Raw genomic sequence first — 22,277 nt, forward strand, 5'->3', positions numbered from 1 at the left:
GTTGCGCAACAGCCGCGCACATTGCGGTGCTCTCGCACGGTTCGTGTCTCGTGCGGGAGCGGTGAGACCTGTGCGGTTGCGGCGGGAGGCGTGCGGGAGCGGCGCGCGGCCGTTGCGGAACCTGTGCGGCGGTGGAGGGAGCGGCGCGCGGATGTGCGGAGAGCCCATGCGGGCGCGGCACCAGCCGGTGCGGTTACGGGGAGCATGTGCGGGAGGGGAACGAGCTGTGCGTGAGCGACAGAGCGTGCGCGGTTGCCGGAGGAGCTGCGCGGGTGCCGCTGACTGTGCGGCACCCCCCCGCCGAGATGCAGCTCAGCGCTGTCCGCGACACCCCGCCACGACGCTGAGCTGCATCTCGGCGCCCCGTGCCCCGTGCCCCGTGCCCCGTGCCCCGTGCCTCGCGCCCCGCGTCCCGCGGGGTGCGGCGGTGCGACGGGGGAGCGGGTCAGGGTGCGGGGGCGGGTTCCCGGGAGAACCGGCGCGACCCCGGGGCCAGCATCGCCAGGGCCGGTCCGAGCAGGCACATGATCGCGCACACCACCAGCACCGGCCGCAGCCCGAACGCCTGGATCGCCGGCGCGATCAGGGCGAGCCCGAGCGGGGCCAGGCCGTAGGACAGCAGGAAGTCCAGCGACGACACCCGCGCCAGCTTCGACGGCTCGACCTCGCGCTGCACGGCGGTGAACCACGGGACGTTGAACAGCTCGATCCCGATCCCGCACACCACGTAGGCGCCGACCACGACCCACACGGGCAGCGGGGTCAGCAGCGACAGCGGCGCGACGGCGTAGACCGCGAGCCCGGCGAGCGCGACCCGGCCGCGAGCCACCGGCCGCCACCGCGCGACGATCACCGCGCCGACCAGCGCACCGGCCGTGTAGCCGGTGAGCGCCGCGGCCAGGACCGCCGAGCCGCCGTAGCTCTCGGTGCTGACCAGCGGCAACGCCACCCCGGTCGCGGAGTAGCCGGTCGCGATCACGGCGGTCAGCGCGCCGAGCCCGGCGAGGAACCAGGGGTGCCGGCGTGCCTCGGTGAGTCCCTCGGCGAACTCGGCGACGAACCCGGCGCGGGGTCCGGCGGGCACCGGCCGGTGCGTCCCCGGCCCGGGGACGGCGGCCGCGACGACCCACAGCGCGGTGATGCCCAGGGTGACCCCGGCGACCGGGAGGACGGTCGCGACCAGGGCGGTCAGGGCCGGTGCGACCAGGGTGGTGCCGCGCACGGCGAACGTCATCGCGGCGTTCGCCTCCTGCCGCCGGTCGCCGTCGACGATCTCGGCGACCAGCGCCTGGAACGCCGGCCGGCAGGCCCCCTGCCCGACGCCGGCCAGCGCGCACCCGGCGAGCAGCAGCGCGAGCCCGCCTGCGCCGGTCAGGGCGAGCGCGGTGGCCGCGGACCCGGCGGCGGCGAGCGCGCCGGACCAGGCGACCGTCGTCCGGCGGGAGTAGCGGTCGGCGAGCACACCGCCGGCCGGCATCGCGGCGAGGAAGCCGGCCGTCCGCACCCCGAGGGCCAGCCCGAGCTCGACGGCGGTCAGCGCCCCCTGGACGACGCCGAGGCCGAGCACGAACGGCAGCGCCCAGGTGGCGAGGCCGGACGCCGTCGTCCCGGTCCACAGCCGGAGGAACGCGACGTCGCGCAGGACGGTCCGCGCGCCCGTCACCGGCGGAACTCCCGCAGGTAGGCGCCGAAGCGCTCCAGGCCGTCGATGTTGCGGGGGCCGCTGATGCCCTCATTGTAGTCGAGCACGAAGAAGTTCCGCTCCGCGATCGCAGGGACGCTGCGCAGCTGCGGCAGCGAGGTCAGGTAGTCGATCTTCTGCTCGGCGCTCTGGTCGCCGTAGTCGAGGATCATGATGATCTCCGGCTGCCGCTCGACGACGGTCTCCCAGCCGACGTCGGTCCAGCGGGCGTCGACGTCGGCGAGGACGTTGCGCCCCCCGGCGAGGGAGATGATGTCGTTCGGCGGCACCTGGTTGCCCGCGGTGTTCGGGCGATCGGTGCCCGAGTCGTAGAGGAACACCGACGGCGGCGGGTCCTGCCGCGGCGCGGCCGCGGTGACGGCGTCGACCCTGGCCTGCATCCCGGCGACGACGTCGTCGGCCCGCTCGGGCACCCGGAAGATCGCGCCGAGCCGGCGCATGTCCTCGTAGAGGCCCTCCAGCGGCGTGACCCGCTCGGGGAAGCCGGGGTAGTTCCAGCAGGTCTCGGTGTGCATGAAGCTCTGGATGCCGAGCCGGTCGAGCAGCTCCGGGGTGATGCCGCGCTCGTCGGAGAACCCGGACCGCCAGCCCGCGACGACGAGATCGGCGCCCGCGTCGACGACGAGCTCGCGGTTGAGCAGGTCGGTGGAGAGCTCCTCGGTGGCGGCGTAGTCGGCGGCCCAGGGGGACTCGGAGACGGGCGGGTTCGCCGGCGGCATGACGTAGCCGCGCACCTTCTCGCCCAGCCCGAGCGCGAACAGCTTGTCGGCGCTCCCTGCCTCGTAGGCGACGGCGCGCTCGGGGGCGCGGTACTCCACCGGCTGCCCGCAGCGGGGGACCGTGGCGGTCTCCGCCGTCGACCGCTCGACCTGCGCGCCGCAGGCGGTGGCGGCGAGCAGGGTGGCGAGCAGCAGGGGTACGGCGCGGATCGTGCGCACTCAGATCTCCTCGGTGTCGGGACGGACCGGGTCGCCCGGCAGGGCGTAGAGCAGCCGGGTCCCACCGGTGACGGGATGGGTGACGACGTCGGCGCGCACGCCGAACACGTCGGCCACGAGCGCGGGGGTGAGCACGTCGGCGGGGGCGCCGGAGGCGACGAGACGCCCCTCGGACAGCACGCCGATCCGGTCGCACACCGCGGCCGCGAGGTTCAGGTCGTGCAGCACGACCAGCACCGTCGTGCCGATCTCGCGCAGCAGGGCGAGCAGTCCGAGCTGGTAGGAGATGTCGAGGTGGTTGGTCGGCTCGTCGAGCACCAGCACCTCGGGCGTCTGGGCCAGCGCGCGGGCGGCGAGCACCCGCTGGCGCTCGCCGCCGGACAGCGTCAGGACGCCGCGGTCGGCCAGGTGGGTGACGCCGACGCGGTCCATCGCCTCGCGGCAGATCCGGAGGTCGCCGGGTCCGGGCCCACGGTGCCCGGCCAGGTGCGGTGTCCGGCCGAGCGCGACGAGCTCGGCGACGGTGAAGTCCAGGTCGGACGCGTGGTCCTGGGTCATCGCGGCGACCCGTCGTGCGCTCTCGCGCAGCGAGCCGGTGGTGAGGTCCTCGCCGTCGAGCAGGACGGTCCCGCGCAGCGGCCGCAGCGTCCGGTAGACGCAGCGCAGCGCGGTGGACTTGCCGCTGCCGTTCGGGCCGACCAGCCCGACCACGGAGCCGGACGCCACGTCGAGGGACAGCTCCCGGACGATCTCGCGGCCACCGGCGGCGACGGTGATCCCGGACAGCGACAGGCCGGACATCTACACGCCCCCGAACACGTAGCCGCGGCGGCGCAGCAGCACCACGAACACCGGGACGCCGACGAGCGCGGTCACCACGCCGAGCGGCAGCTCCCGGGGGGCGACGACGGTGCGCGAGAGCAGGTCGACCCAGACCGCCAGCACCGCGCCGACCAGCGGTGCCAGCACCAGGACCCGGGCGTGCACGGCGCCGGTGACCATCCGCACCAGGTGCGGCACGATCAGCCCGACGAACCCGATGGCCCCGCTGACCGCGACCATCGCCCCGGTCATCACCGACGTCAGCACGAACAGCTCGCGGCGCAGCCGGCCGGTGTCCACACCGGAGCTCGCGGCGGTCTCGTCGCCGAGGGCGAGCACGTCCATGTCCCGCGCCCGCAGCCGCAGCAGCACGATCCCGGCGAGCACCACGACGACGACCAGCGGCAGTGAGCCCCAGGTGGCGGCGCCGAACCCGCCGAGGGTCCAGTAGAGGACGGTCGCGGTCGCCTCGCCCTGCGGGACCAGGTAGATCAGCAACGCCATCGTGGCCTGGAACGCGTACGCCATCGCCACGCCGGTCAGGACCAGGCGCAGCGGGCTCGTCCCGCCGGGGCCCCGGCGCCGGGCGGCCAGGTGCACCAGCAGCGCGGCGACCAGCGCACCGGCGAACGCGCCGACCGACAGCGCGTAGATGCCCGCGACGGCCAGTGCCCCGGTGACCAGCACCGAGACCGCGCCGACGGCGGCACCGGAGGAGATCCCGAGGACGAACGGGTCGGCCAGGGGGTTGCGGACGAGCGCCTGCACCCCGGCCCCGACCGCGGATAGCCCCGCCCCGACGACGGCGGCGAGCAGCACCCGGGGCGTGCGCAGCTGCCAGACGATCTCGTAGGTCGCGACCTCGTCGAGCCGGATCGTGCCGCCGGTGAAGGCGGCGCCGAGGTAGCGCAGCGTGTCGGCGGGGGAGACGGGGGCGGGGCCGAGCCCGATCGCGAGGACGACCGACACGACCAGGGCCACGGCGAGACCGACTGTGCATCTGATAAACATGATTGTCGTATGTAGTAACACTCGGGCGAGCGATCCGCCAGCGTCCGGACCGAGTCGTGATGCACGCCGCGTCACCGTTGTCCGGTCAGGTCTCGAAATGGTATCCGTTTTCATTATGACGCAGAGTGTTCCCGTGACGCCGCAGGAGCTGCCGGCACCGCTGCCGGCCGAGACCGTGTCGGCCCTCAACCGACCCGACGGCACCCTCCACACCACCCGCACCCGGCACTGGAACGGCTGGGACCTCGAGGTCCCGCCCGGCGTGTTCCGGCCCGGCCTGACCAGCGAGATGATCGCCGATCGGGTGCTCTCCGGGGAGATCGAGACCCGCGGTCGCCGCTACCTCGCCATGGGCTGCGGCCTGGGTCTGGAGGTGATCGCCGCGGGGGTGCGCGGGGCCGCGCACACCTACGCCGTCGACGTCCACCCGGCGAGTGTGGAGACCGCCGTCGGCCACCTCGACCGGCTCGCCGGCGGCACGGCGCGCACCGGGATCGTCGCCGACCTGCTCGACGGCGTCCCGGACTCCACGGTCGTCGACGTGGTGACGTTCAACCCGCCCGCGGTGAGCGTCCGGGTCGACGACGACCCCGACGTCGTCCGCAACGTCTGCGAGGGCGCCCCGTTGCTGGAACGGTTCTTCGCCCAGCTGGCGGAGCGCGACGTGCTCGCCCCGGACGGGGAGGTGTTCGTGATCGCCTCCAACACCGCCGACCTGCCTGCCCTGGTGGACAGTGCGCTGCGGCACGGTTTCGACGCCGGTCTGGCGCTGCGCCACGACTGGGGCGACGGTGTGATCACCCACCTGTTCCGCTTCACCCGTGCCGGAGGCGCCCGATGACCCGCACGGTGGACGACCTGGTCGCCGAGGTGCTCGCGGGCGGGCACGGCCCCGACCCGGCGGAGCGGACCGCGACCAGCGTGTTCTGGGCGGGGCACGGCACCCGGCTGGCCGGGGGACCGGTGACCTACCGCAACCGCTACGTCCTGGTCCGGTGCGGTGCCGCGTTCGGTGCGGCGTCGGCGCGGGACGGTGAGCTCGATCCGGTCGCCTGCCAGGACCTCTCCGGCAGCCCGCTGGCCGCGCTGCTCGGCGACGACGTGCCCGCCCCGGTCCGGACCGCCGCCCTCGACGCCTACCTCGCCGGGGTGCGGCCGTTCCGCGACGACCCGGGTGCGGAGCGGGTGGAGCTGCCCGCCGGGACGCCGGAGGAGCGTGCGGTGGCCCGCGACGCCGCCGTCGCCGGGCTGCTCGACGTGCCCGCCGGTGCCCGGGTCGCGCTGATCGGGGTGGTGAACCCGCTCGTCGCGGCCATCCGCGAGCGGGGCGCCGAGTGCCTGCCCTGCGACCTCGACCTGCGCACCACGCAGTGGGGCGACACGGTCTCCGGCTCCGCCGACGAGGTGATCGACTCGGCGGACGCCGTCGTCGCCACCGGGATGACCCTGGCGAACGGCACCTTCGACCCCATCGCCGCCCGATGTCGCGACCGCGGGATCCCGCTGACCGTCTACGCGCAGACCGGAGCCGCGGTGGCCAGGGCCTTCCTCGGCGACGGGGTGTCCGCGCTGTCCGCGGAGCCGTTCCCGTTCTCCCAGTTCAGCGCCGACACGACCGCGCTCTACCGGTACCGGGCGGCCTCGTGAGACCCGGCCGGGGGAGCGCACCGTGCCACCACGGCGAGCTGCTGCAGGGGTTCTTCCGGGACTCCTCCGGCGCGGCCCGGCCGGGCCTGGTCACGCTGCCGTCGCCGGTCGCGGGGGTGCGTGCGGAGTTCCGGCCGTCGGGCACCGGCACCGAGGTGACGGTGCGGCCCCCGGGCCGGGTGAAGGCCGCCCGCGCGGCCCGCCTCGCGCTCGACGCCGTGGCCGGCCCGAGGACCGGGGGCGGGCAGCTGACCCTGCACGGCGCCGTCCCACCGGGACTGGGGCTGGGCTCGTCGACGGCGGACGTCGTCGCCTCGGTGCGTGCGGTCGCCGACGCCGCCGGCACCCGGATCGCGCCGCACACCCTGGCGCGCCTCGCCGTCGCGGCCGAGGCGGCCAGTGACCCGCTGATGTTCGACGACGCCCGGCCCCGCCTGTTCGCCCAGCGCGACGGCGACGTCCTCGAGGTCCTGCCCGGCGAGCTGCCGCGGCTGCTCGTGGTCGGCTGCCTGCTCGACGGCGGACGCCCGGTGGACACCCCCGCCGTGCGCCCGCCCGAGCCCCCGGCCCCGGTCGTCGGCACCTACGAGGAGCTGCGCGACGAGCTGCGCGCGGCGCTGGCCGCCGGCGACCCGGCCGGGATCGCACGGGTCGCGACCCGCAGCGCGCAGCTGCACCGCACCGACGGCGAGGTGGACCGGCTGCGGGCCGCGGTCGAGGGCCCCGGCGTGCTCGGGGTGCAGATCGCGCACAGCGGCAACGTGGCCGGGGTGCTGCTCGCCCCGGGAGACGGCGTCGCCGCGGACCGGGTGACGGCGGCGCTGCGCGCGGCCGGGCTGGTGCCGACCGGGCGGTTCACCGCCGGCGGGGCCGCGCACCTCCGGCCGGTCGCGGCGGCCGGGGGCACCCGGTGACCGGCGCGGTCGACACCCACGTCGCCGACGCCGTCGGACGCCCCGACCTCGTCCGGCTCGACGACGGGCTCGTCTGCCTGCGGTTCGAGACCATGAAGGTGCTCAGTGCCGACGCCGCGGTGCGGCGGCTGCTCGACACCGGCCGGATCGCGCCCGGCGACAGCGTCGTCGACAGCTCCAGCGGGATCTACGCCTACGCCCTCGCACTGGCCTGCCACCGGCACGGCCTGCACTGCCACATCGTCGGCTCCACCACCGTCGACGACGCCGCCCGGATCCAGCTGGAGCTGCTCGGCGCCACCCTCGAGCGGATGCCGCCCAGCGACGACCTGAAGCTCGACCAGAGCCGCCGGGTCGCGCGGATCCGGGAGCTGCTCGCGGCCGACCCCCGGCTGCACTGGATGCGCCAGTACCACGACGACGTCCACTACCTCGGCTACCGGCCGGTCGCGCAACGGCTGCGGGAGGCGCTCGGACCGGTGCCGCTGACCGTCGTCGGCGGGGTCGGGTCCGGGGCCTCCACCGGTGGCCTCGCCCGGTACCTGCGCGCCGGTGACCCGCCGGGGGACCCGACCCGGCTCGTCGGGGTGCAGCCGTTCGGCAGCGTGACCTTCGGCAGCGAGCACGTCGCCGACCCGGACATCATCATCGCCGGGATCGGCAGCTCGATCCCGTTCGGCAACGTCGACCACCCCGCCTACGACGTCGTCCACTGGACCGGGTTCACCGCCGCCCTGTCCGGAGCGGTGGCGTTGCTCCGCGGGCACGCGGTGTTCGCGGGCCTGTCGGCGGGCGCGTCGTACCTCGCCGCGCGGTGGGAGCGCGCGCGGGACCCCGGCCGCACCGTCGTGCTGATCGCCGCCGACACCGGCCACCGCTACGTCGACGGCGTCTTCGCCCGGCACACCGAGGCGGTGCCGCTGGACACGCTGGCCCCGCACCCGGTGACGGGCACCGACGAGCTGGCGCTGCCGTGGTCCCGGATGGCGTGGGCGGGGGCGGAACCACCTGCGGACGCGGTGCACACACCGGTTCCACTGGCCCGGCGCCCCGGCGGCCGCCTACCGTCGCGGTCATGGTCGAGCGCGCATCCACCGACGGGGGGCTGACCGAGGGCACCCCGGTCGTCGTCGAGCCGGAGGGGCGGCCGTTCGGCGGGTCCACGGCACCGGCCGAGCTGGACCGGTCGGTGCCCGACGCCACCGGCCGTGCCCTGCTCGCCGAGCTGGCCGCCGTGCTCGACGCCGACCGGGTCCTCACCGATCCCGACACCGTCCGCCCCTACGTGCACGACGAGGCGGAGTGGGCCGAGTACGGCACCCCGCTGTGCGTCGTGCGGGCCCGGACCACGGCCGACGTCGCCGCCACCGTCGCCGCCTGCGCGCGGGCCCGGGTGCCGGTCGTCCCGCGCGGGGCCGGGACCGGGCTGTCCGGCGGCGCGAACGCGGTCGAGGGCTGCGTGCTGCTGTCGCTGGAGCGGATGACCGCGATCCGGGAGATCTCCGCCGGGGAGCGGCTCACCGTCGTCGAACCGGGGGTGGTGAACGACGACCTGCGCGCCGCCTGCGCGGACCAGGGCCTCTGGTACCCGCCGGACCCGGCGTCGGCGCCCTGGTCGACGATCGGCGGCAACGTCGCCACCAACGCGGGCGGGCTGTGCTGCGTGAAGTACGGCGTGACCCGCGACTACGTGCTCGCGCTCGAGGTCGTCACCGCGACCGGTGAGATCGTGCGGGTCGGGCGGCGGACCGCGAAGGGTGTCGTCGGCTACGACCTGGCGGGGCTGCTCGTCGGGTCCGAGGGCACCCTCGGTGTGATCACCGAGATCACCGTGAAGCTGCGCCCGGCGCGCCCGTCCGCGCCGCGCACCGTCGTCGGGTTCTTCGACTCGCTCGCCGACTGCGGGGCCGCGGTCGCTGCCGTCACCGAGCAGGGATTGCAGCCCGCCGTGTTCGAGCTCGTCGACCGCGAGTGCCTGACCGCGGTCAACAACTGGCGCAACGCCGGACTGCCCGAGGACGCCGCCGCACTGCTGCTCGCCCAGACCGACCTGCCCGAACCGGCCGCCGAGGCCGAGGCGGACGCGATCCTGGCCGCGTTCGAGCAGCACGGCGCGACCGAGGCCATGGCCTCCACCGACGAGACCGAGGCCGAGGCGCTCTTCGCGGCCCGCCGGATGGCCTACCCGGCGCTGGAGCAGCTCGGGATGGGCATGCTCACCGAGGACGTGTGCGTCCCCCGCCCCCGGATGGCGGAGATGCTCGCCCGGATCGAGGAGATCGGTGCCCGGCACCGGGTCCGCATCGCCACCGTCGCGCACGCCGGCGACGGCAACCTGCACCCGCTGATGCTCACCCCGCACGACGATCCCGGCGCGAAGGCCCGGACGAAGGCCGCGTTCGACGAGATCATCGCCGCCGCCGTCGAGGCCGGGGGGACGGTGACCGGTGAGCACGGGGTCGGCCTGCTCAAGCGCGACGGGATGGAGCGCGAGCTCGGCCCGGGCGCCCTGGCCCTGCAGCGGGCGGTGAAGGCGGCGCTCGACCCGGACGGCATCCTCAACCCCGGCAAGGCCGTCTGACACGCCCGGTTCGCCCGGACGGCCCCGTATGGACCGCGGGCCCGCGGGAACCCTCCGGGATGAGCGAACCCGGCGACGCGACACGGACGGCAGGCCCGGCGGTGGAGGAGCAGCTCCCGCCCGACGCCCTCACCTACACCGGGCCCGCGCACACCGGCGCGCCCCGGCTCGGCGGGTCCGCCGGCATCCACGGTGTCCGGCCCGTCACCGAGGCGGAGGTGCGTGAGCACGAGCGGTTCGACACCGCCGACCTGCGCCTGTTCGCGGTCGGCGTCGAGCTCGCCGTCGAGCGGATCGTCCCCGACCGCGGCGCGCCGGTCGCGCCCAGCGTCACCTGGGTGCTCCGGCTGCCCGACGGCGACCCGGTCGAGGAGCTGCGGGTGCCGCAGGCCGGCGGCGGGATCGAGGGCGTCGACCCGGAGGGCGTCCCGCCGGAGATCGACGCGCTGCTCCGCCGGGTCCGCGGCGACGCCGAGCTCCGCCCGGTCGGGCGGGTGCGGGTCGTGCGGTCGGTGGGCCTCCTGCACGACGCCGCCGGGCGCGAGCTCGCGTCGCTCCAGCGCGACCAGGTGCAGGCCGGGACGCTCGGCGGATCGACGTCGGGGGAGGCCTGGAGCGAGGCCGTCGTCCGGCCGGGGACGGCGGGCACCGGCGTGCTGCAGGAGATCGACGGCGCGCTGCGCGACACCGGACTCGTCCGCGGGCCGGGCCAGGCCCGCCGGACGCTCGCCGCGCTGTTCGCCGCCGCCGGGCCCGCCGAGCCGCCGCGCCGCCGGGGCCGCAAGGGCACCGCGGGGCGCGCGCTGCTCGACCACGTCGCACGGCAGGTGGACACCCTCGCCGCGCGCGAGGCCGACCTGCGTGCCGACCGGCCCGACGCCGTGCACCAGATGCGGGTGTCCGCCCGCCGGATCCGCAGCGCGCTGCGGACCTTCTCGCGGGTCTTCGAGGGGCCGCGGGTGCCGCACCTGGTCGCGGAGCTGCGCTGGCTGGGGCGGGCCCTCGCCGGCGAGCGTGACGCCGAGGTCCAGGAGGCCCGGCTGAACGGCCGCCTCGACGACCTGGACCCGGAGCTTCTGCTCGGTCCGGTGCAGGCCGCCGTCACCCGGCATTTCGCCCGCACCCGCGCCGAGACCGGCGCGGCGGTGACCGAGGTCGTCGACGGCGAGCGCTACGCCGCCCTGCGCGGGGCGCTGCTGCGGCTGCTGGCCGACCCGCCGCTGTCGTCGCGCGCCGACCGGCCGGCACGGGAGACGCTGCCGCGGATGGTCGGCCGGACCGCCCGCAAGCTGGAGCGGCGGATGGAGGCCGCACTCGCCGACCTCGACGCCGGGCACGTCGCGCCGACCTCCCTGCACGACGCCCGCAAGACCGGCAAGCAGCTCCGCTACGCCACCGACGTCGCCCGTCCCGCCGTCGGGAAGGACGCGCGGGCCTTCTCGAAGCAGCTCAAGAAGGTGCAGACCGTGCTCGGCGACCACCAGGACGCCGTGGTGTCCCGGGAGCTCCTGCGGACCCTCGGCGCCCGCGCCGGCGCGGAGAGCCGCAACGGGTTCACCTTCGGTGTGCTGCACGGGCGGGACACGGCGGCCATGATCGGGCTGGAGGAGCGGCTGCCCGGGGTCTGGGAGCACGTGTGGACCACGAGATCCCGCCGCTGGATGCGGCGCCGCTAACCTGCGGGCGTGAGAGACGCCGTCGCCGACCTGCGCCGGATCGCGTTCCTGCTGGAGCGGGCACACGAGTCGACCTACCGCGTCCGGGCGTTCCGCACCGCCGCCGCGGCGCTGCGGGGCACCGGCCCCGACGAGCTCGCCCGGCTGCACGCGGCCGGTTCGCTCACCGATCTGCGCGGGGTCGGCGAGGTCACCGCCCGTTGCGTGGGGGAGTCGGTCGCCGGCGAGGAACCGGTCTACCTGCGGCGCCTGGAGGACGCCGTCGCGCGGGCCGACGCCGACGGCGTCCCGCTCGCCGAGGCCGCCGTGGCGCTGCGGCAGTCGCTGCGTGGGGACTGCCACAGCCACACCGACGCGTCCGACGGCGGGTCGCCGCTCACCGAGATGGCGGAGACGGCGATCGGGCTCGGCCACGACTACCTCGTCGTCACCGACCACTCGCCGCGCCTCACCGTCGCCAACGGGCTCTCCGCGGACCGGCTGCGCCGCCAGCTGGAGCAGGTCGCGGAGCTGAACGAGCGGATCGCCGGCACCGGGTCGGACTTCCGGGTACTGACCGGGATCGAGGTCGACATCCTCGACGACGGCGCCCTCGACCAGGACGCCGACCTGCTCGCCGAGCTCGACCTCGTCGTCGCCAGCGTGCACTCGAAGCTGCGGATGCCGCGTGACGAGATGACGGAGCGGATGCTCACCGCCGTCGCGAACCCCCACGTCGACGTGCTCGGGCACTGCACCGGGCGGATGGTCACCGGCCGGCGGAAGCGCCCGGAGTCGGAGTTCGACGCCACCGCCGTGTTCGACGCCTGCGCGGAGCACGGCGTCGCCGTCGAGATCAACTCGCGGCCGGAGCGGCTCGACCCGCCGAAACGGCTGCTCCGCCTCGCCGTCGAGGCCGGGTGCGAGTTCACGATCGACACCGACGCGCACGCCCCCGGTCAGCTCGACTGGCTCGACCACGGCTGCGCCCGCGCCATCGCCTGCGGGGTCGCGCCGGAGCGGATCCGCAACACCCGCGACGCGGCGGGGCTGCTCGGCACCGCGCCCGCCTGACCGGCCGCTCTCAGCGCAGCTCGAAGTCGGCGAAGTCGAACCCGGGGGAGACGACGCAGCTCACCAGGACGGGCTCGTCGCCGAGCGGGTACGCCCGCTGCCACACCCCGGCCGGGACCTCACGCTGGGGGAGCGTCTCCGGATCCGCCGCGCCGAGGCGGAGCACCTGCTCGGTGCGGGGCGCGTCCCCGTCGCCGCCCAGGACGAGCTCCGCGGCGGAGCCCGAGTGCCACAGCCACAGCTCGGTCGACCGGACCCGGTGCCACCGGTCCGGACCGTCCATCAGGTAGAGGATGGCGGTCGCCGTGGGCCGGTCCCCGTGCGGCGTCGGGACGGACGCGGGGGAGGTCCAGGTCCGCCGGTACCAGCCACCCTCCGGGTGCGGTGCGAGGTCCAGCGCGGCAGCGAGATCGGGGCGCGACACGGCCCCACTGTCGCAGAGCACCGCTCCCCGCACCCACCGTCGCGCCCCGCCCGCCCCGCCCGCCCCGCCGCTTCACCCCCGGCGCTGCCGCACCCTCCGACCGCGCCGCGCACCTTCCGGTCGCGCGCCGCACCCCACGCGACGGGTGCGTGGAGCAGCGAAGGGGTGCGCCGAGCGGCGACGGGCGCGGGACGGGGTGCGTGCCGGTCACGGGCGGTGAGTTCCGCGCCACCGACGTCACCGTGGGTCGATCTCTCCCGGCGCGAGCACCGATCGGGGGTGACTCGGACGAGTGTTTCGGCTGGCGCCCCTCACCGACTGCTCGTCTGATGGGGCGGTCGGTAACCGAGTGACGGGAGTGACTCACGGTGCGTGCGAACACGAGGACCCGGTCGCGGGCGCTGGCCGTGGCGTCCGCGCTGGCGGTGACGCTGGCGGTCACGGCGACGACGGCCGCGGGCACCGCCACGGCGCATTCCACGGACCCGGCGCCCACGAGCAACGCCACGACGCAGTCCACGGACCCGGCGCGCACGAGCAACGCCACGACGCAGCCCGCGGACCCGGCACGCGCAGGCGCTGTCGCCGCGCAGCCGCAGCCCGACGCGGAGCCGGCACCTCCGGCAACCGGACCTGCACCGCAGCAACCGCAGCAGCAGGCCCCCGCCCCGGCGTCGCACTGCACGACGACCGCCGCCGACACGCTCGGCTGGGGCGAGCCGACCCGCCGGTCCGACTTCGACGGCACCGCCCTCCCGCCGGACTGGCACCCCTACGGCCCCGAACCCGGCCACGACAAGCAGGGCATCCGCACCCCGGACCAGGTCTCCGTCGCCGACGGCGCCATGACGATCAGGGGCGACGAGGACGGCACCACCGGCGCCGTCAGCTGGCATCCCGGTCAGAAGTACGGCCGGTGGGAGGCGTGCGTGCAGTCGGAGAAGGCGTCCGGCGGGCTCAACGCGCTGCTGCTGCTCTGGCCCGTCGCCGAGGACTTCCCGGTCGGTGGCGAGGTCGACTGGATGGAGATCACCGACGACACGCGGCAGGAGACGGAGTTCTTCCTGCACTACGGGGAGAACAACGATCAGGACTACGGCTCCGTCGAGCACGACGCGACGCAGTGGTCGGCCTACGCGCTCGAGTGGACGCCGGAGAAGATCACGGCCTTCGTGAACGGGAAGGAGTGGTACTCGACCACGAACACCGAGCAGTTCCCGCCGCGGCCGATGAACATGACCATGCAGCTGGACTACTTCGGCGACGCGGGCGGCTCGACCGCCATGCACATGGACTGGGCGAAGCAGTGGGCGCTGCCCGAGAGCGAGCCGGCGGAGCTGACCCTGGCGCCCGGCTCGAACGCGACCGGCCAGCCGAAGGACTTCCCCGAGCGGGCGCCGCGCAGGCTCGGCTGATCAGCCGGCGAGGTCCGCGGCGTCGAGCTCGGCCCGGGTCGGCGGGTTCGCACCGTGCCGGGAGCAGGTGATCGCGGCCGCGGCGACGGCCTCGGCGAGCACGCCGTCGAGGGCCTCGCGCCCGATCCGGTGGAGGTCGTCGCGGGCGATCGCGCCGAGCAGCCCGCGCCGGTGCAGCCCGGCCAGCAGCGCGGCGGAGAAGCTGTCCCCGGCCCCGACGGTGTCGACGACGTCGATCCGCCGGCCCGGCAGCACGCTGTGCAGCCCCGACGCGGTGCCGGCCAGCACGCCTTCCGCCCCCAGCGTCACGACGACGACGGCAGGCCCGAGGTCCAGCCACTCGCCGACGATGTCACCGGGCTCGCGTCCCGGGTGCAGCCAGGCGAGGTCCTCCTCGCTGACCTTCACCACGTCGGCCAGCCCGAGGAGCTCGTGCACGCCGGGCAGGACCTCCTCCGGGGTGCCCATCAGCAACGGCCGGAAGTTGGGGTCGTAGCTCACCGTCGCGGTGTCGACCGCCGAGGCCAGGAGCTCGCGCAGCGCCTCGTGCCCGGGTGCGGTCGTCAGCGCCAGCGATCCGGAGTGGACGGCCAGGACGGGTCCTCCGGGGCCCTCGTCCAGGGCGCCCTCGAGCTCGTCGGTGGTCCACTGCCAGTCCGCGGTGCCCGAGATGCGGAAGTCGTAGGACGCCTGCCCGTCGTCGGCCAGCTCGACGATCGCCAGCGACGACGGCTCGCCGGCCTCGACGGCGTGCGACAGGTCGACGCCGTTGCCCGCCAGATGGTCGCGCAGCTTCCGGCCCAGCAGGTCGTCGGCCAGCCGGGCGAGCATCCGGGCCGGGACGTCCAGCCGCGACAGGCCGACCGCGACGTTCGCCGGGCTGCCACCGGGCGCGAACTCCCAGTACCCCTCGGCCGGGGCGGGGACGATGTCGACGAGGGCCTCTCCGGCGACGGCGATCACTCCGTGTGGCGGACGTCCGGCAGCTGTGTCGGGCATGGGGGGCACTGTATCGACCGGTGGACGACCCGGACCCACTCCGTGCACGCGCCCCCACCCGGCGTGCACGGTCCGTGGCACGTGGTAGGCATGTCGGGTGCCCCGGAAGATCCCGGTCGTGGTGCTGGCCGGTTTCCTCGGAGCCGGCAAGACGACCCTGCTGAACCATCTCCTCGCCACCGGCGGGGACGCGCGCATCGGTGTCGTCGTCAACGACTTCGGCTCGGTCGGCATCGACGCGATGCGCCTGGCGGGGCAGGCGGGCGAGGTCGTCGGCCTCGGCAACGGCTGCCTGTGCTGCGAGGTCGGGGAGGACGGCGTCGCCGGGGTCCTGGAGGACCTGACCCGCCGCCGTGACGAGATCGACGTGATCGTCATCGAGGCCAGCGGGATCGCCGAGCCCGGCACGCTGGTCCAGCTGGTGCTCGACGCGCTCGGCAGGCACCTCAGCTTCGGCGGGCTCGTCGAAGTGGTCGACGCCGCCGAGTTCGAGGACACCCGCCGCCGGCACGCGCAGCTGGACAAGCACGTCGGGATGGCCGACCTCGTCGTCCTCAACAAGATCGACCGGGTCGGGCCGGGGACGCTGTGGCGGGTGCGACGGCTGTGCCGCGAGGCCAACCCGCGGGCCCTGATCGTCCCGGTGCGCGACGGTGCGGTCGACCCGGCGCTGCTGTTCGACATCGAGGTCGTCCCCGGGCGGCAGCTGATGCTCGGCGAGCAGGTGCGCGAGGCCGGCCACGACCACGAGGCCCACCTGCACGCCGGCTACCAGAGCCTCACGTTCGAGTGCGACGACCCGCTCGACGCCGGGCGTCTGCAGGACCTCCTCGACGCCCGCCCGTCCGGGCTCTACCGGATCAAGGGCTCGGTGCGGTTCGCCGCCGCGCCCGGCCGGGAACGCTGGGACCTGCACACCGTCGGCCGCTACGTCCGGTTCCACCGCACCCGGTGGGACGCCGACGAACCCCGCCGCACCACGCTGGTGCTGATCGGCACCGGACTCGACGAGGCCGCCCTGCGGCGCTCGCTGGAGGCGTGCGTCGCGGGCGACGGGGACCGCCGCGACACCGATGCTCTGCTCCCCGTCGCCCGCTACGCGGTGTGACCGCGGCGCCCGCTCAGACGGAGGTGAGGTCGGGGCCGGTCGCCGGCTCGGCCAGCGTGGTCAGGGCGTCGGCCGCCCAGGTCTCCCCACCGCCGACGGCCGTCCACAGCAGCCCGCCGAGGGTCCGCGTCGGGTCGATCCGCCCGGCCTGCCAGGACCGGCTCGCGGCGAGCCGCTCGGCCCGCGCGCACAGCTGCCAGTCCGCCGACGACCGGTCGGTCACGTCGAGCGCGAAACGGGAGTTCCCGAACCGCGCGCGGTAGCGGCGCACCGGGTCGGTCGCCGCGTGGACCAGCGACAGCAGCGCCGCGGCGGCGGCGAACGCGACCGGCAGCCCGATCACGAACACCAGCATCGCCAGGGTCCAGCTGTGCGCACCCACGGTCACCGCGGTGACGGTCGCGGCGAGGAACGCGCTCGCGGTCATGACGCCGGCGGGGACCTTCGTGTAGACGAGGTCGCCGGCGTCGTCGATGACGTAGGAGGTGCCCTGGAGCAGCGCAGGATCGTGCACGCGGTAGCCGCGGCGCGTGCGGACGAGTGTCGGGAGCCGATCGGTGGGAGCACCGGTGGTGAAGTCGTTCATGGTCGTGCTCGATCTGTGAGAAAGCTGCTGCTCGCGGCCCACCGGATGGCCGTCTCGCCCGGTCAGTCGCACACGATGCCCGTCCGTGTTACGGATTCACAACGACTGGACTGTGCATCACCTGTGTGTCGTTGATCACCCCCGGTTGCGAGGGGTCGACGCAGACCCCCTGGCGTGTCACCCGGGTGGCCACGGGTCGCCCCACGCGGCGTCGCGGGCGGCCCGGTACAGCTCCTTGCGGCTGCGCGGAACGGGGGTGTCGCGCAGGGAGCCGTCCGCCGCGCACACACGCAGCGTCACGAGCCCCTTCCGCGTCTGCGGGTGCCGCACCACCCGTCCCGGCGCCGGCGCGGCCGTGTCCCGGACGGCGACGACGTAGGAGAACTTCTCGTCCTCGTGACCCAGTGAGCCGGCCTTGAGCGCGCGGTGCCGCGAGCTGCGGCTGACCCGGGCCGCGAAGTGGCACCAGTCGTCGCCGGTCACCGGGCAGACGTCGTCGTGCGGGCAGGGTGCCGCGGTCCGCAGCCCGGCGGCGAGCAGCCGGGACCGGGTGGCCAGAACCCGCGCGTACCCGGCGGGCGTCCCCGGTTCGACGACGACCACCACCCGTGCCGTGCGGGCCGCCGCATCCACCAGCGCCGCCCGTACCGGCTCGGGCAGCTCACCGAGCAGGTAACAGGCGGTGAGCAGATCGGTGTCCGGCAGCTCCGTGCCGGTGCCGAGCACGGCGGACTCCCAGCGGGCGCCCCGCACCGACGGCGCCGACGCCCCCTCGGTCAGCCGGCGCCCGAGCGCCCGTGCCGGGGCGGCCGCCTCGAGCACCGTGGCCCGGCGCACCGACGGCCACACCTGCGCCGCCGCCCACACCGCGGCACCCGTCCCGCCACCGAGGTCGACGTGCGAGACCGGATCGGGCACCCGCCCGGCCGCCCGCCCGAGGACGTCGACGACCGCGGCGTGCGTCGCCGGCATCCGGTACGCCGCGTAGGCGGCCGCGTCGTCGTCGGTGCGCAGGATCGGCGACGAGGGCACCGACCCGCTGCGGTACTCGCCGATCAGCCGCTCGACGAGCGGTGCGAGCCGCCCGCCCGGGATCGGGTCCAGTACCCCGTCGAGCGCGGCACCGAGGTCGTCGGCCAGATCGTCCACCCGGCCATCCCACCACCCCGCCCAGGGAGGTCACGGATCGGGAAGCGGTGCGGCCACATGTGGCCGCCTCCCCTCCCGATCGGTGATCTACCGGGTCAGGAGCGGGTCGGCGAGGGCGTCCAGGAGGGGGCCTGGAGGCAGGCCCAGGGGGAGAGGCCGGAGTCCGGGTCGTCGGCGGCGGCGCGGAAGCGTTCCCAGCTCCACCACCGGGTCTCCTCGACCTCGTCGGGCCGCGGGTCGGGCTCGCCGGTGATCCGCGCGACGAAGACCGGGCAGAGTTCGTTCTCCTCGATGCCGTCCTGCGAGGCGCGGTAGCTGAAATCGGGCAGCACCAGCCGCAGCTCGGTGGCCCGGATGCCGAGCTCGTCGGAGAGCCTGCGGTGCACCGCGTCGGCCATGTCCTCGCCCGGAGCGGGGTGCCCGCAGCAGGTGTTCGTCCAGACCAGCGGGAACGCCGTCTTGCTGCGGGAACGCCGGGTGACGAGCAGGCGGCCGGCGTCGTCCACGCCGTAACAGGAGAACGCCAGGTGCCGCGGGGTCGTCGCGCCGTGCACGGTCGCCTTGTCGGCCACCCCGACCGGGGCGCCGTCGTCGTCGAGGAGCACGACCTGTTCCATGCGACCTGTCTACCCCAGCGACGCCGCGGTGGCCCGGCGGCGGGCGCGGATCACGCTGCCCGGCCGCTGCGCGGCGACGAGTGCGAGCGCCGTGGGGGAGACGGTCCCGCGGGCCAGGCCCAGCCGGACGGCGCAGTCGAACACGGTCCGGTGCGCCGCGGCGGCACCGATCGCGGCGTCCAGGAACGCGGGCCGTGCGGCGAGCCGGGCCAGCGTCCCGACGTGCCGGTGGTGCCGGCCGAAGGTCCGGTCCATCGCGTCCCGGTGCACGGCCCCCGCGGACGCGCCGCGCAGCGCGCTGCGGCCGGCGAGGATCCCCGAGGCGACGGCGTCGAAGATCCCCTCGCCGGTCAGCGGGTTGACCTTCGCGGCGGCGTCGCCGGCGAGCACCACCCGGCCGTCGGGCTGGAACCGGGGCGTCGTCGACAGCGGCAGGTGGTGCGCCCGCAGGGTCGCGGGGTCGGGCTGCTGGCCGGGCAGCAGCACGGCCAGCCGTTCCAGCAGGTCGGCGCGGGACCCGGCGCCGCGCTTGTCGAACACCCCGTAGCCGACGTTCGCGCCGCCCCCGGCGACCGGGAACGACCACGCGTACGCGGGGTGGTCGCCGCCGGCGTACTCGATCGTCAGCGTGCCCGGCTCGGCCGCGACCGGCGTGTACCCGCGGATCGCGACGGCGGTGTCCCCGGGCGGGGCGGCCGGCGCGCCGAGCGCGCGGCGGACCACCGAGTTCGCGCCGTCGGCGGCGACGACCGTCCGTCCGGCGACCACCCCGTCGACGACGACGACGCCCGGCTCCGGCACGAGCGCCCGGACCCGGTGGGTGCGCAGCTCCGCCCCGGCGGCGACGGCTGCGCCGGCCAGCGCCGCGTCGAGCACCGTCCGCGTGATCACCCGGTTCGGCCGCGGCGCCGCGCGGTGCACGGCCCGCCCGCCCGGGGTCCGCAGCCGCAGCCACGGTGCCTCGGGGCCGAGCTCGCGGACGCCACCGACGCCCAGGGCGTCGAGCAGGTCGAACACCTCGGCCGCGACGCCGTCACCGCACACCTTGTCCCGCGGGAACGCCTGCGCGTCGAGCATCAGCACCGTCGCGTCCGGCCGCAGCCGCAACGCGTTCAGGGCCGCCGCGGCACCGGCCGGACCGGCCCCGACCACGACGACGTCGTACGTGTGCATGCGTCCCATTCTGCGCGTCCGCCCCGGGCGGACGGCGTTCGCCGGGCACGGAATCCGTTCGCCGTGGAACGCGGCGTCGTGTTCACTCGATGTACCGCACGACCGTCCGTCCGCGGTCCCGCATGCCCTCGACCGGGGGCCGGACCGTGCCCGAACCGCGAAGGAGTCCCGCTGTGACGACCGAGCCGACGACCGGTCCCGTCCCGGAGGCGGAGCGGCTCCCGGTGGGTGCTCCGCTCATCATCTCGCTGCTGGTCGGGTCCGCCTTCGTCATGATCCTCAACGAGACGATCATGAGCGTCGCGCTGCCCGCGCTGATCACCGACCTCGGGATCACCGCCGCGACCGGACAGTGGTTGACCAGCGGTTTCATGCTGACGATGGCCGTCGTCATCCCGATCACCGGGTACCTGCTGCAGCGGTTCCGGCCGCGCGCGGTCTACCTGGCGTCGATGAGCCTGTTCAGCGCGGGCACCCTGCTGTCCGCGCTGGCGCCGACGTTCCCCGTGCTGCTGGGCGGCCGGGTCGTGCAGGCCTGCGGCACCGCGGTGATGGTCCCGCTGCTGATGACGACGATCCTGCGCCTGGTCCCCGCGTCACGGCGCGGGCAGACGATGGGCACGATCTCCATCGTCATCGCGGTCGCGCCCGCCGTCGGGCCGACGATCTCCGGGGTCATCCTCTCCGCGCTCGGCTGGCGATGGATGTTCTGGATCGTCCTGCCGATCGCGCTGCTCGCCCTCGCCGCGGGCGCCACCTGGCTGAAGGTGACCGCCGAGACGTCGACGGCCCCGCTGGACGTGCTGTCGGTCCTGATCTCGGTGGTCGCGTTCTCCGGCATCGTCTACGGGCTGTCCGCGGCCGGCGAGTCCGCCGCCGCGGGCACGCACGGGGGCGTCCCACCCTGGGTGCCGCTGGTGGTCGGGGCGCTCGCACTGGCCGTGTTCGTGCACCGGCAGATCCGGTTGCAGCGGACCGGGGCGCCGCTGCTCGACCTGCGCCCGTTCGCGATCCGCCGCTACACGCTCGCGCTCGTCCTGGTCGCGACCGGTTTCATGTCGCTGTTCGGCGCGATCATCCTGCTGCCCCTCTACATCCAGGACGTGCTCGGCGACAGCGCCTTCGTCGCCGGCCTGGTCGTGCTGCCCGGCGGCCTGGTGATGGGCCTGCTCGGCCCGATCGTCGGACGTGCCTACGACCGGCTCGGCGTGCGCCCGCTCGTCATCCCCGGCGCGGTGGTGCTGGCCGTCGTGATGTGGGGCTTCACGACGCTCGGCGCCGGCTCTCCGATCTGGCTGGTGACGGTGCTGCACGTCGGGCTGTCCGCCGCGCTGGCGCTGATGTTCACGCCGCTGATGACCGACGCGCTCGGTTCCCTCCCCGGCGACCTGTACTCGCACGGCAGCGTCATCGTCACGACGATGCAGCAGGTCGCCGGTGCCGCGGGGACGGCGCTGTTCATCACCGTCATGACCCTGGCCTCCGGCGACGGCGGCATCGACGAGGCCGGGGTGCACGCGGCCTTCCTCGTCGCGGCGTTCGTGTCGCTCGCCGTGGTGGCGCTGGCGTTCCTGACCGGGGGCCGCGCGGCCGCCGACCCGGTCGCCTCCGGGACGACGACGCACTGAGCCCGGGCGGCCCGGCCCCCGACGGGCCGGGCCCCGCGCCCCCGCGCCGCACCCGGTGACCCCCTGCCGCACCCCGTGACCCCCTGCCGCACCCCACGCGACGGGTGCGCCGGCCCGTCACGGGGTGCCGCGGCTGCCAGGGCGCGACGAGGCGCCGGTCCGGCGGTCCGGCTGCCCGGCCCGGTGTGCGGTGTGCGGTGCCCCGTCTCCGCGTACCGCCGGTGCGCCGCGGCCGGTCCGGTGCCGCCGGGCGGGATCGGCGGGGCGCCGGAGGCCCGGCACGCCTCCGACCTGCGGCGATACTCCGCAATCCGACAAGCCGGATGCGCGGGACGCCCGATGTCAAGACCGTTCCGTCACGCCACGACACGCCCGCCCGCCGCTGGACGTTGTCCGGACCGGTTCCCGTACGCCGCGGAACCGGCGGAGTCGTCCCAGGTCAGCGGCGTGAGCGTGATCGGTTCCCGACCCGGAAGCCACGATCGGGTGAATCCTCGCGGGCGATTTCCGTGCCCCGTCCCGGCATGTCCGGCCCGTACGGAGTAGTGCAGGTCACCCGGAGCGGCCGAGGCGAGGCCCGGAGCGGTCGGATCCCACCATCTGGACATGTCCGGGCGCGGGTTGGCCCGAACGAGTAGCGCAGACTCTCTCCCATGCACCTCGTCTCCCGGTTCGCGAGTCGGCGCCACGTCGACCTGCGCCGCCAGGCGAGCGCGCTCTGTTCCGGCGCCTGACCGCGCCCGGCCCCGGGGCGCGCCCGCCCCGTCCCGTGCGGACCCGGCTCCGGCCGCTCCGCACCCGTACGGCACGGGACCGCCCCGACCCCTGAGGAAA

General features: G+C 75.5%; 20 protein-coding genes. 10 read left to right on the top strand and 10 right to left on the bottom strand.

Features of this window, described 5'->3' with window-relative positions; genetic code table 11:
* Positions 1–445: 445 nt before the first annotated feature.
* The 4 genes from Ae150APs1_RS22655 to Ae150APs1_RS22670 are packed head-to-tail and all read right to left on the bottom strand — an operon-like array spanning position 446 to position 4,473.
* On the bottom strand, positions 446–1,663 hold the full coding sequence (locus Ae150APs1_RS22655) for an MFS transporter (protein WP_075300163.1): 1,218 nt from the start codon (positions 1,661–1,663) through the stop codon (positions 446–448).
* Positions 1,660–2,640 carry an ABC transporter substrate-binding protein gene (locus Ae150APs1_RS22660; RefSeq protein WP_075300165.1) on the bottom strand — a complete coding sequence of 327 codons (981 nt, stop codon included), beginning with the start codon at positions 2,638–2,640 and terminating at the stop codon, positions 1,660–1,662. Before Ae150APs1_RS22660 ends, Ae150APs1_RS22655 begins: the two co-directional genes overlap by 4 nt.
* Positions 2,641–3,441: an ABC transporter ATP-binding protein gene (locus tag Ae150APs1_RS22665; RefSeq protein ID WP_010228866.1), complete on the bottom strand. Its 801-nt coding sequence runs from the start codon at positions 3,439–3,441 to the stop codon at positions 2,641–2,643.
* Positions 3,442–4,473 (bottom strand): iron ABC transporter permease, encoded by a 1,032-nt coding sequence (locus tag Ae150APs1_RS22670; protein ID WP_082399084.1) that lies wholly within the window; start codon positions 4,471–4,473, stop codon positions 3,442–3,444. It abuts the gene before it with no gap.
* A 133-nt stretch (positions 4,474–4,606) separates the two neighbouring features.
* On the opposite strand from Ae150APs1_RS22670, the gene Ae150APs1_RS22675 reads away from it, so the two are divergent.
* The 7 genes from Ae150APs1_RS22675 to Ae150APs1_RS22705 are packed head-to-tail and all read left to right on the top strand — an operon-like array spanning position 4,607 to position 12,344.
* Positions 4,607–5,314 carry a methyltransferase gene (locus Ae150APs1_RS22675; protein ID WP_249266450.1) on the top strand — a complete coding sequence of 236 codons (708 nt, stop codon included), beginning with the start codon at positions 4,607–4,609 and terminating at the stop codon, positions 5,312–5,314.
* A complete protein-coding gene (locus Ae150APs1_RS22680; RefSeq protein ID WP_075300169.1) occupies positions 5,311–6,120 on the top strand; it encodes a DUF364 domain-containing protein in 810 nt (269 codons plus the stop codon). Before Ae150APs1_RS22675 ends, Ae150APs1_RS22680 begins: the two co-directional genes overlap by 4 nt.
* Complete coding sequence (locus Ae150APs1_RS22685; RefSeq protein WP_075300171.1) at positions 6,117–7,034, top strand: hypothetical protein; 918 nt, start codon at positions 6,117–6,119, stop codon at positions 7,032–7,034. Before Ae150APs1_RS22680 ends, Ae150APs1_RS22685 begins: the two co-directional genes overlap by 4 nt.
* Positions 7,031–8,143, top strand: coding sequence for a pyridoxal-phosphate dependent enzyme (locus Ae150APs1_RS22690; protein ID WP_075300173.1), 1,113 nt, complete (start codon positions 7,031–7,033; stop codon positions 8,141–8,143). The genes Ae150APs1_RS22685 and Ae150APs1_RS22690 overlap by 4 nt, the downstream gene beginning before the upstream one ends.
* Positions 8,110–9,615 (top strand): FAD-linked oxidase C-terminal domain-containing protein, encoded by a 1,506-nt coding sequence (locus tag Ae150APs1_RS22695; RefSeq protein ID WP_249266452.1) that lies wholly within the window; start codon positions 8,110–8,112, stop codon positions 9,613–9,615. Before Ae150APs1_RS22690 ends, Ae150APs1_RS22695 begins: the two co-directional genes overlap by 34 nt.
* Before the next feature lie 59 nt (positions 9,616–9,674).
* Positions 9,675–11,291, top strand: coding sequence for a CHAD domain-containing protein (locus Ae150APs1_RS22700; protein ID WP_075300175.1), 1,617 nt, complete (start codon positions 9,675–9,677; stop codon positions 11,289–11,291).
* A 9-nt stretch (positions 11,292–11,300) separates the two neighbouring features.
* Positions 11,301–12,344, top strand: a complete 1,044-nt coding sequence (locus tag Ae150APs1_RS22705; RefSeq protein WP_075300177.1) for a PHP domain-containing protein — start codon at positions 11,301–11,303, stop codon at positions 12,342–12,344.
* 10 nt (positions 12,345–12,354) lie between these two features.
* Here Ae150APs1_RS22705 and Ae150APs1_RS22710 read toward each other — a convergent pair whose 3' ends face one another.
* The gene (locus Ae150APs1_RS22710) at positions 12,355–12,768 is read right to left on the bottom strand and encodes a cupin domain-containing protein (RefSeq protein ID WP_075300179.1); all 414 of its coding nucleotides are present in this window, start codon (positions 12,766–12,768) and stop codon (positions 12,355–12,357) included.
* Positions 12,769–13,136: 368 nt separating this feature from the next.
* On the opposite strand from Ae150APs1_RS22710, the gene Ae150APs1_RS22715 reads away from it, so the two are divergent.
* Complete coding sequence (locus Ae150APs1_RS22715) at positions 13,137–14,183, top strand: glycoside hydrolase family 16 protein (RefSeq protein WP_075329479.1); 1,047 nt, start codon at positions 13,137–13,139, stop codon at positions 14,181–14,183.
* Here Ae150APs1_RS22715 and Ae150APs1_RS22720 read toward each other — a convergent pair whose 3' ends face one another.
* On the bottom strand, positions 14,184–15,182 hold the full coding sequence (locus Ae150APs1_RS22720; protein ID WP_249266454.1) for a carbohydrate kinase: 999 nt from the start codon (positions 15,180–15,182) through the stop codon (positions 14,184–14,186).
* 97 nt (positions 15,183–15,279) lie between these two features.
* Between Ae150APs1_RS22720 and Ae150APs1_RS22725 the strand changes: the two genes are divergently transcribed.
* Positions 15,280–16,290 carry a GTP-binding protein gene (locus Ae150APs1_RS22725; protein ID WP_075300185.1) on the top strand — a complete coding sequence of 337 codons (1,011 nt, stop codon included), beginning with the start codon at positions 15,280–15,282 and terminating at the stop codon, positions 16,288–16,290.
* Positions 16,291–16,303: 13 nt separating this feature from the next.
* Here Ae150APs1_RS22725 and Ae150APs1_RS22730 read toward each other — a convergent pair whose 3' ends face one another.
* The 4 genes from Ae150APs1_RS22730 to Ae150APs1_RS22745 all read right to left on the bottom strand — a co-directional run bounded on the left by Ae150APs1_RS22730 (position 16,304) and on the right by Ae150APs1_RS22745 (position 19,815).
* Positions 16,304–16,876 carry a hypothetical protein gene (locus tag Ae150APs1_RS22730; RefSeq protein ID WP_075300187.1) on the bottom strand — a complete coding sequence of 191 codons (573 nt, stop codon included), beginning with the start codon at positions 16,874–16,876 and terminating at the stop codon, positions 16,304–16,306.
* 177 nt (positions 16,877–17,053) lie between these two features.
* On the bottom strand, positions 17,054–18,025 hold the full coding sequence (locus Ae150APs1_RS22735; protein ID WP_075300189.1) for a small ribosomal subunit Rsm22 family protein: 972 nt from the start codon (positions 18,023–18,025) through the stop codon (positions 17,054–17,056).
* A 95-nt stretch (positions 18,026–18,120) separates the two neighbouring features.
* Positions 18,121–18,642 (bottom strand): isopentenyl-diphosphate Delta-isomerase, encoded by a 522-nt coding sequence (idi, locus tag Ae150APs1_RS22740; RefSeq protein WP_075300191.1) that lies wholly within the window; start codon positions 18,640–18,642, stop codon positions 18,121–18,123.
* Positions 18,643–18,651: 9 nt separating this feature from the next.
* Positions 18,652–19,815, bottom strand: coding sequence for an FAD-dependent monooxygenase (locus Ae150APs1_RS22745; RefSeq protein ID WP_083703837.1), 1,164 nt, complete (start codon positions 19,813–19,815; stop codon positions 18,652–18,654).
* A gap of 173 nt (positions 19,816–19,988) precedes the next feature.
* Between Ae150APs1_RS22745 and Ae150APs1_RS22750 the strand changes: the two genes are divergently transcribed.
* The gene (locus Ae150APs1_RS22750) at positions 19,989–21,443 is read left to right on the top strand and encodes an MDR family MFS transporter (protein ID WP_075300195.1); all 1,455 of its coding nucleotides are present in this window, start codon (positions 19,989–19,991) and stop codon (positions 21,441–21,443) included.
* The last annotated feature ends 834 nt before the right edge of the window (positions 21,444–22,277 follow it).

The organism is Pseudonocardia sp. Ae150A_Ps1, assembly GCF_001932315.1.
Taxonomy (GTDB): Bacteria; Actinomycetota; Actinomycetes; order Mycobacteriales; family Pseudonocardiaceae; genus Pseudonocardia.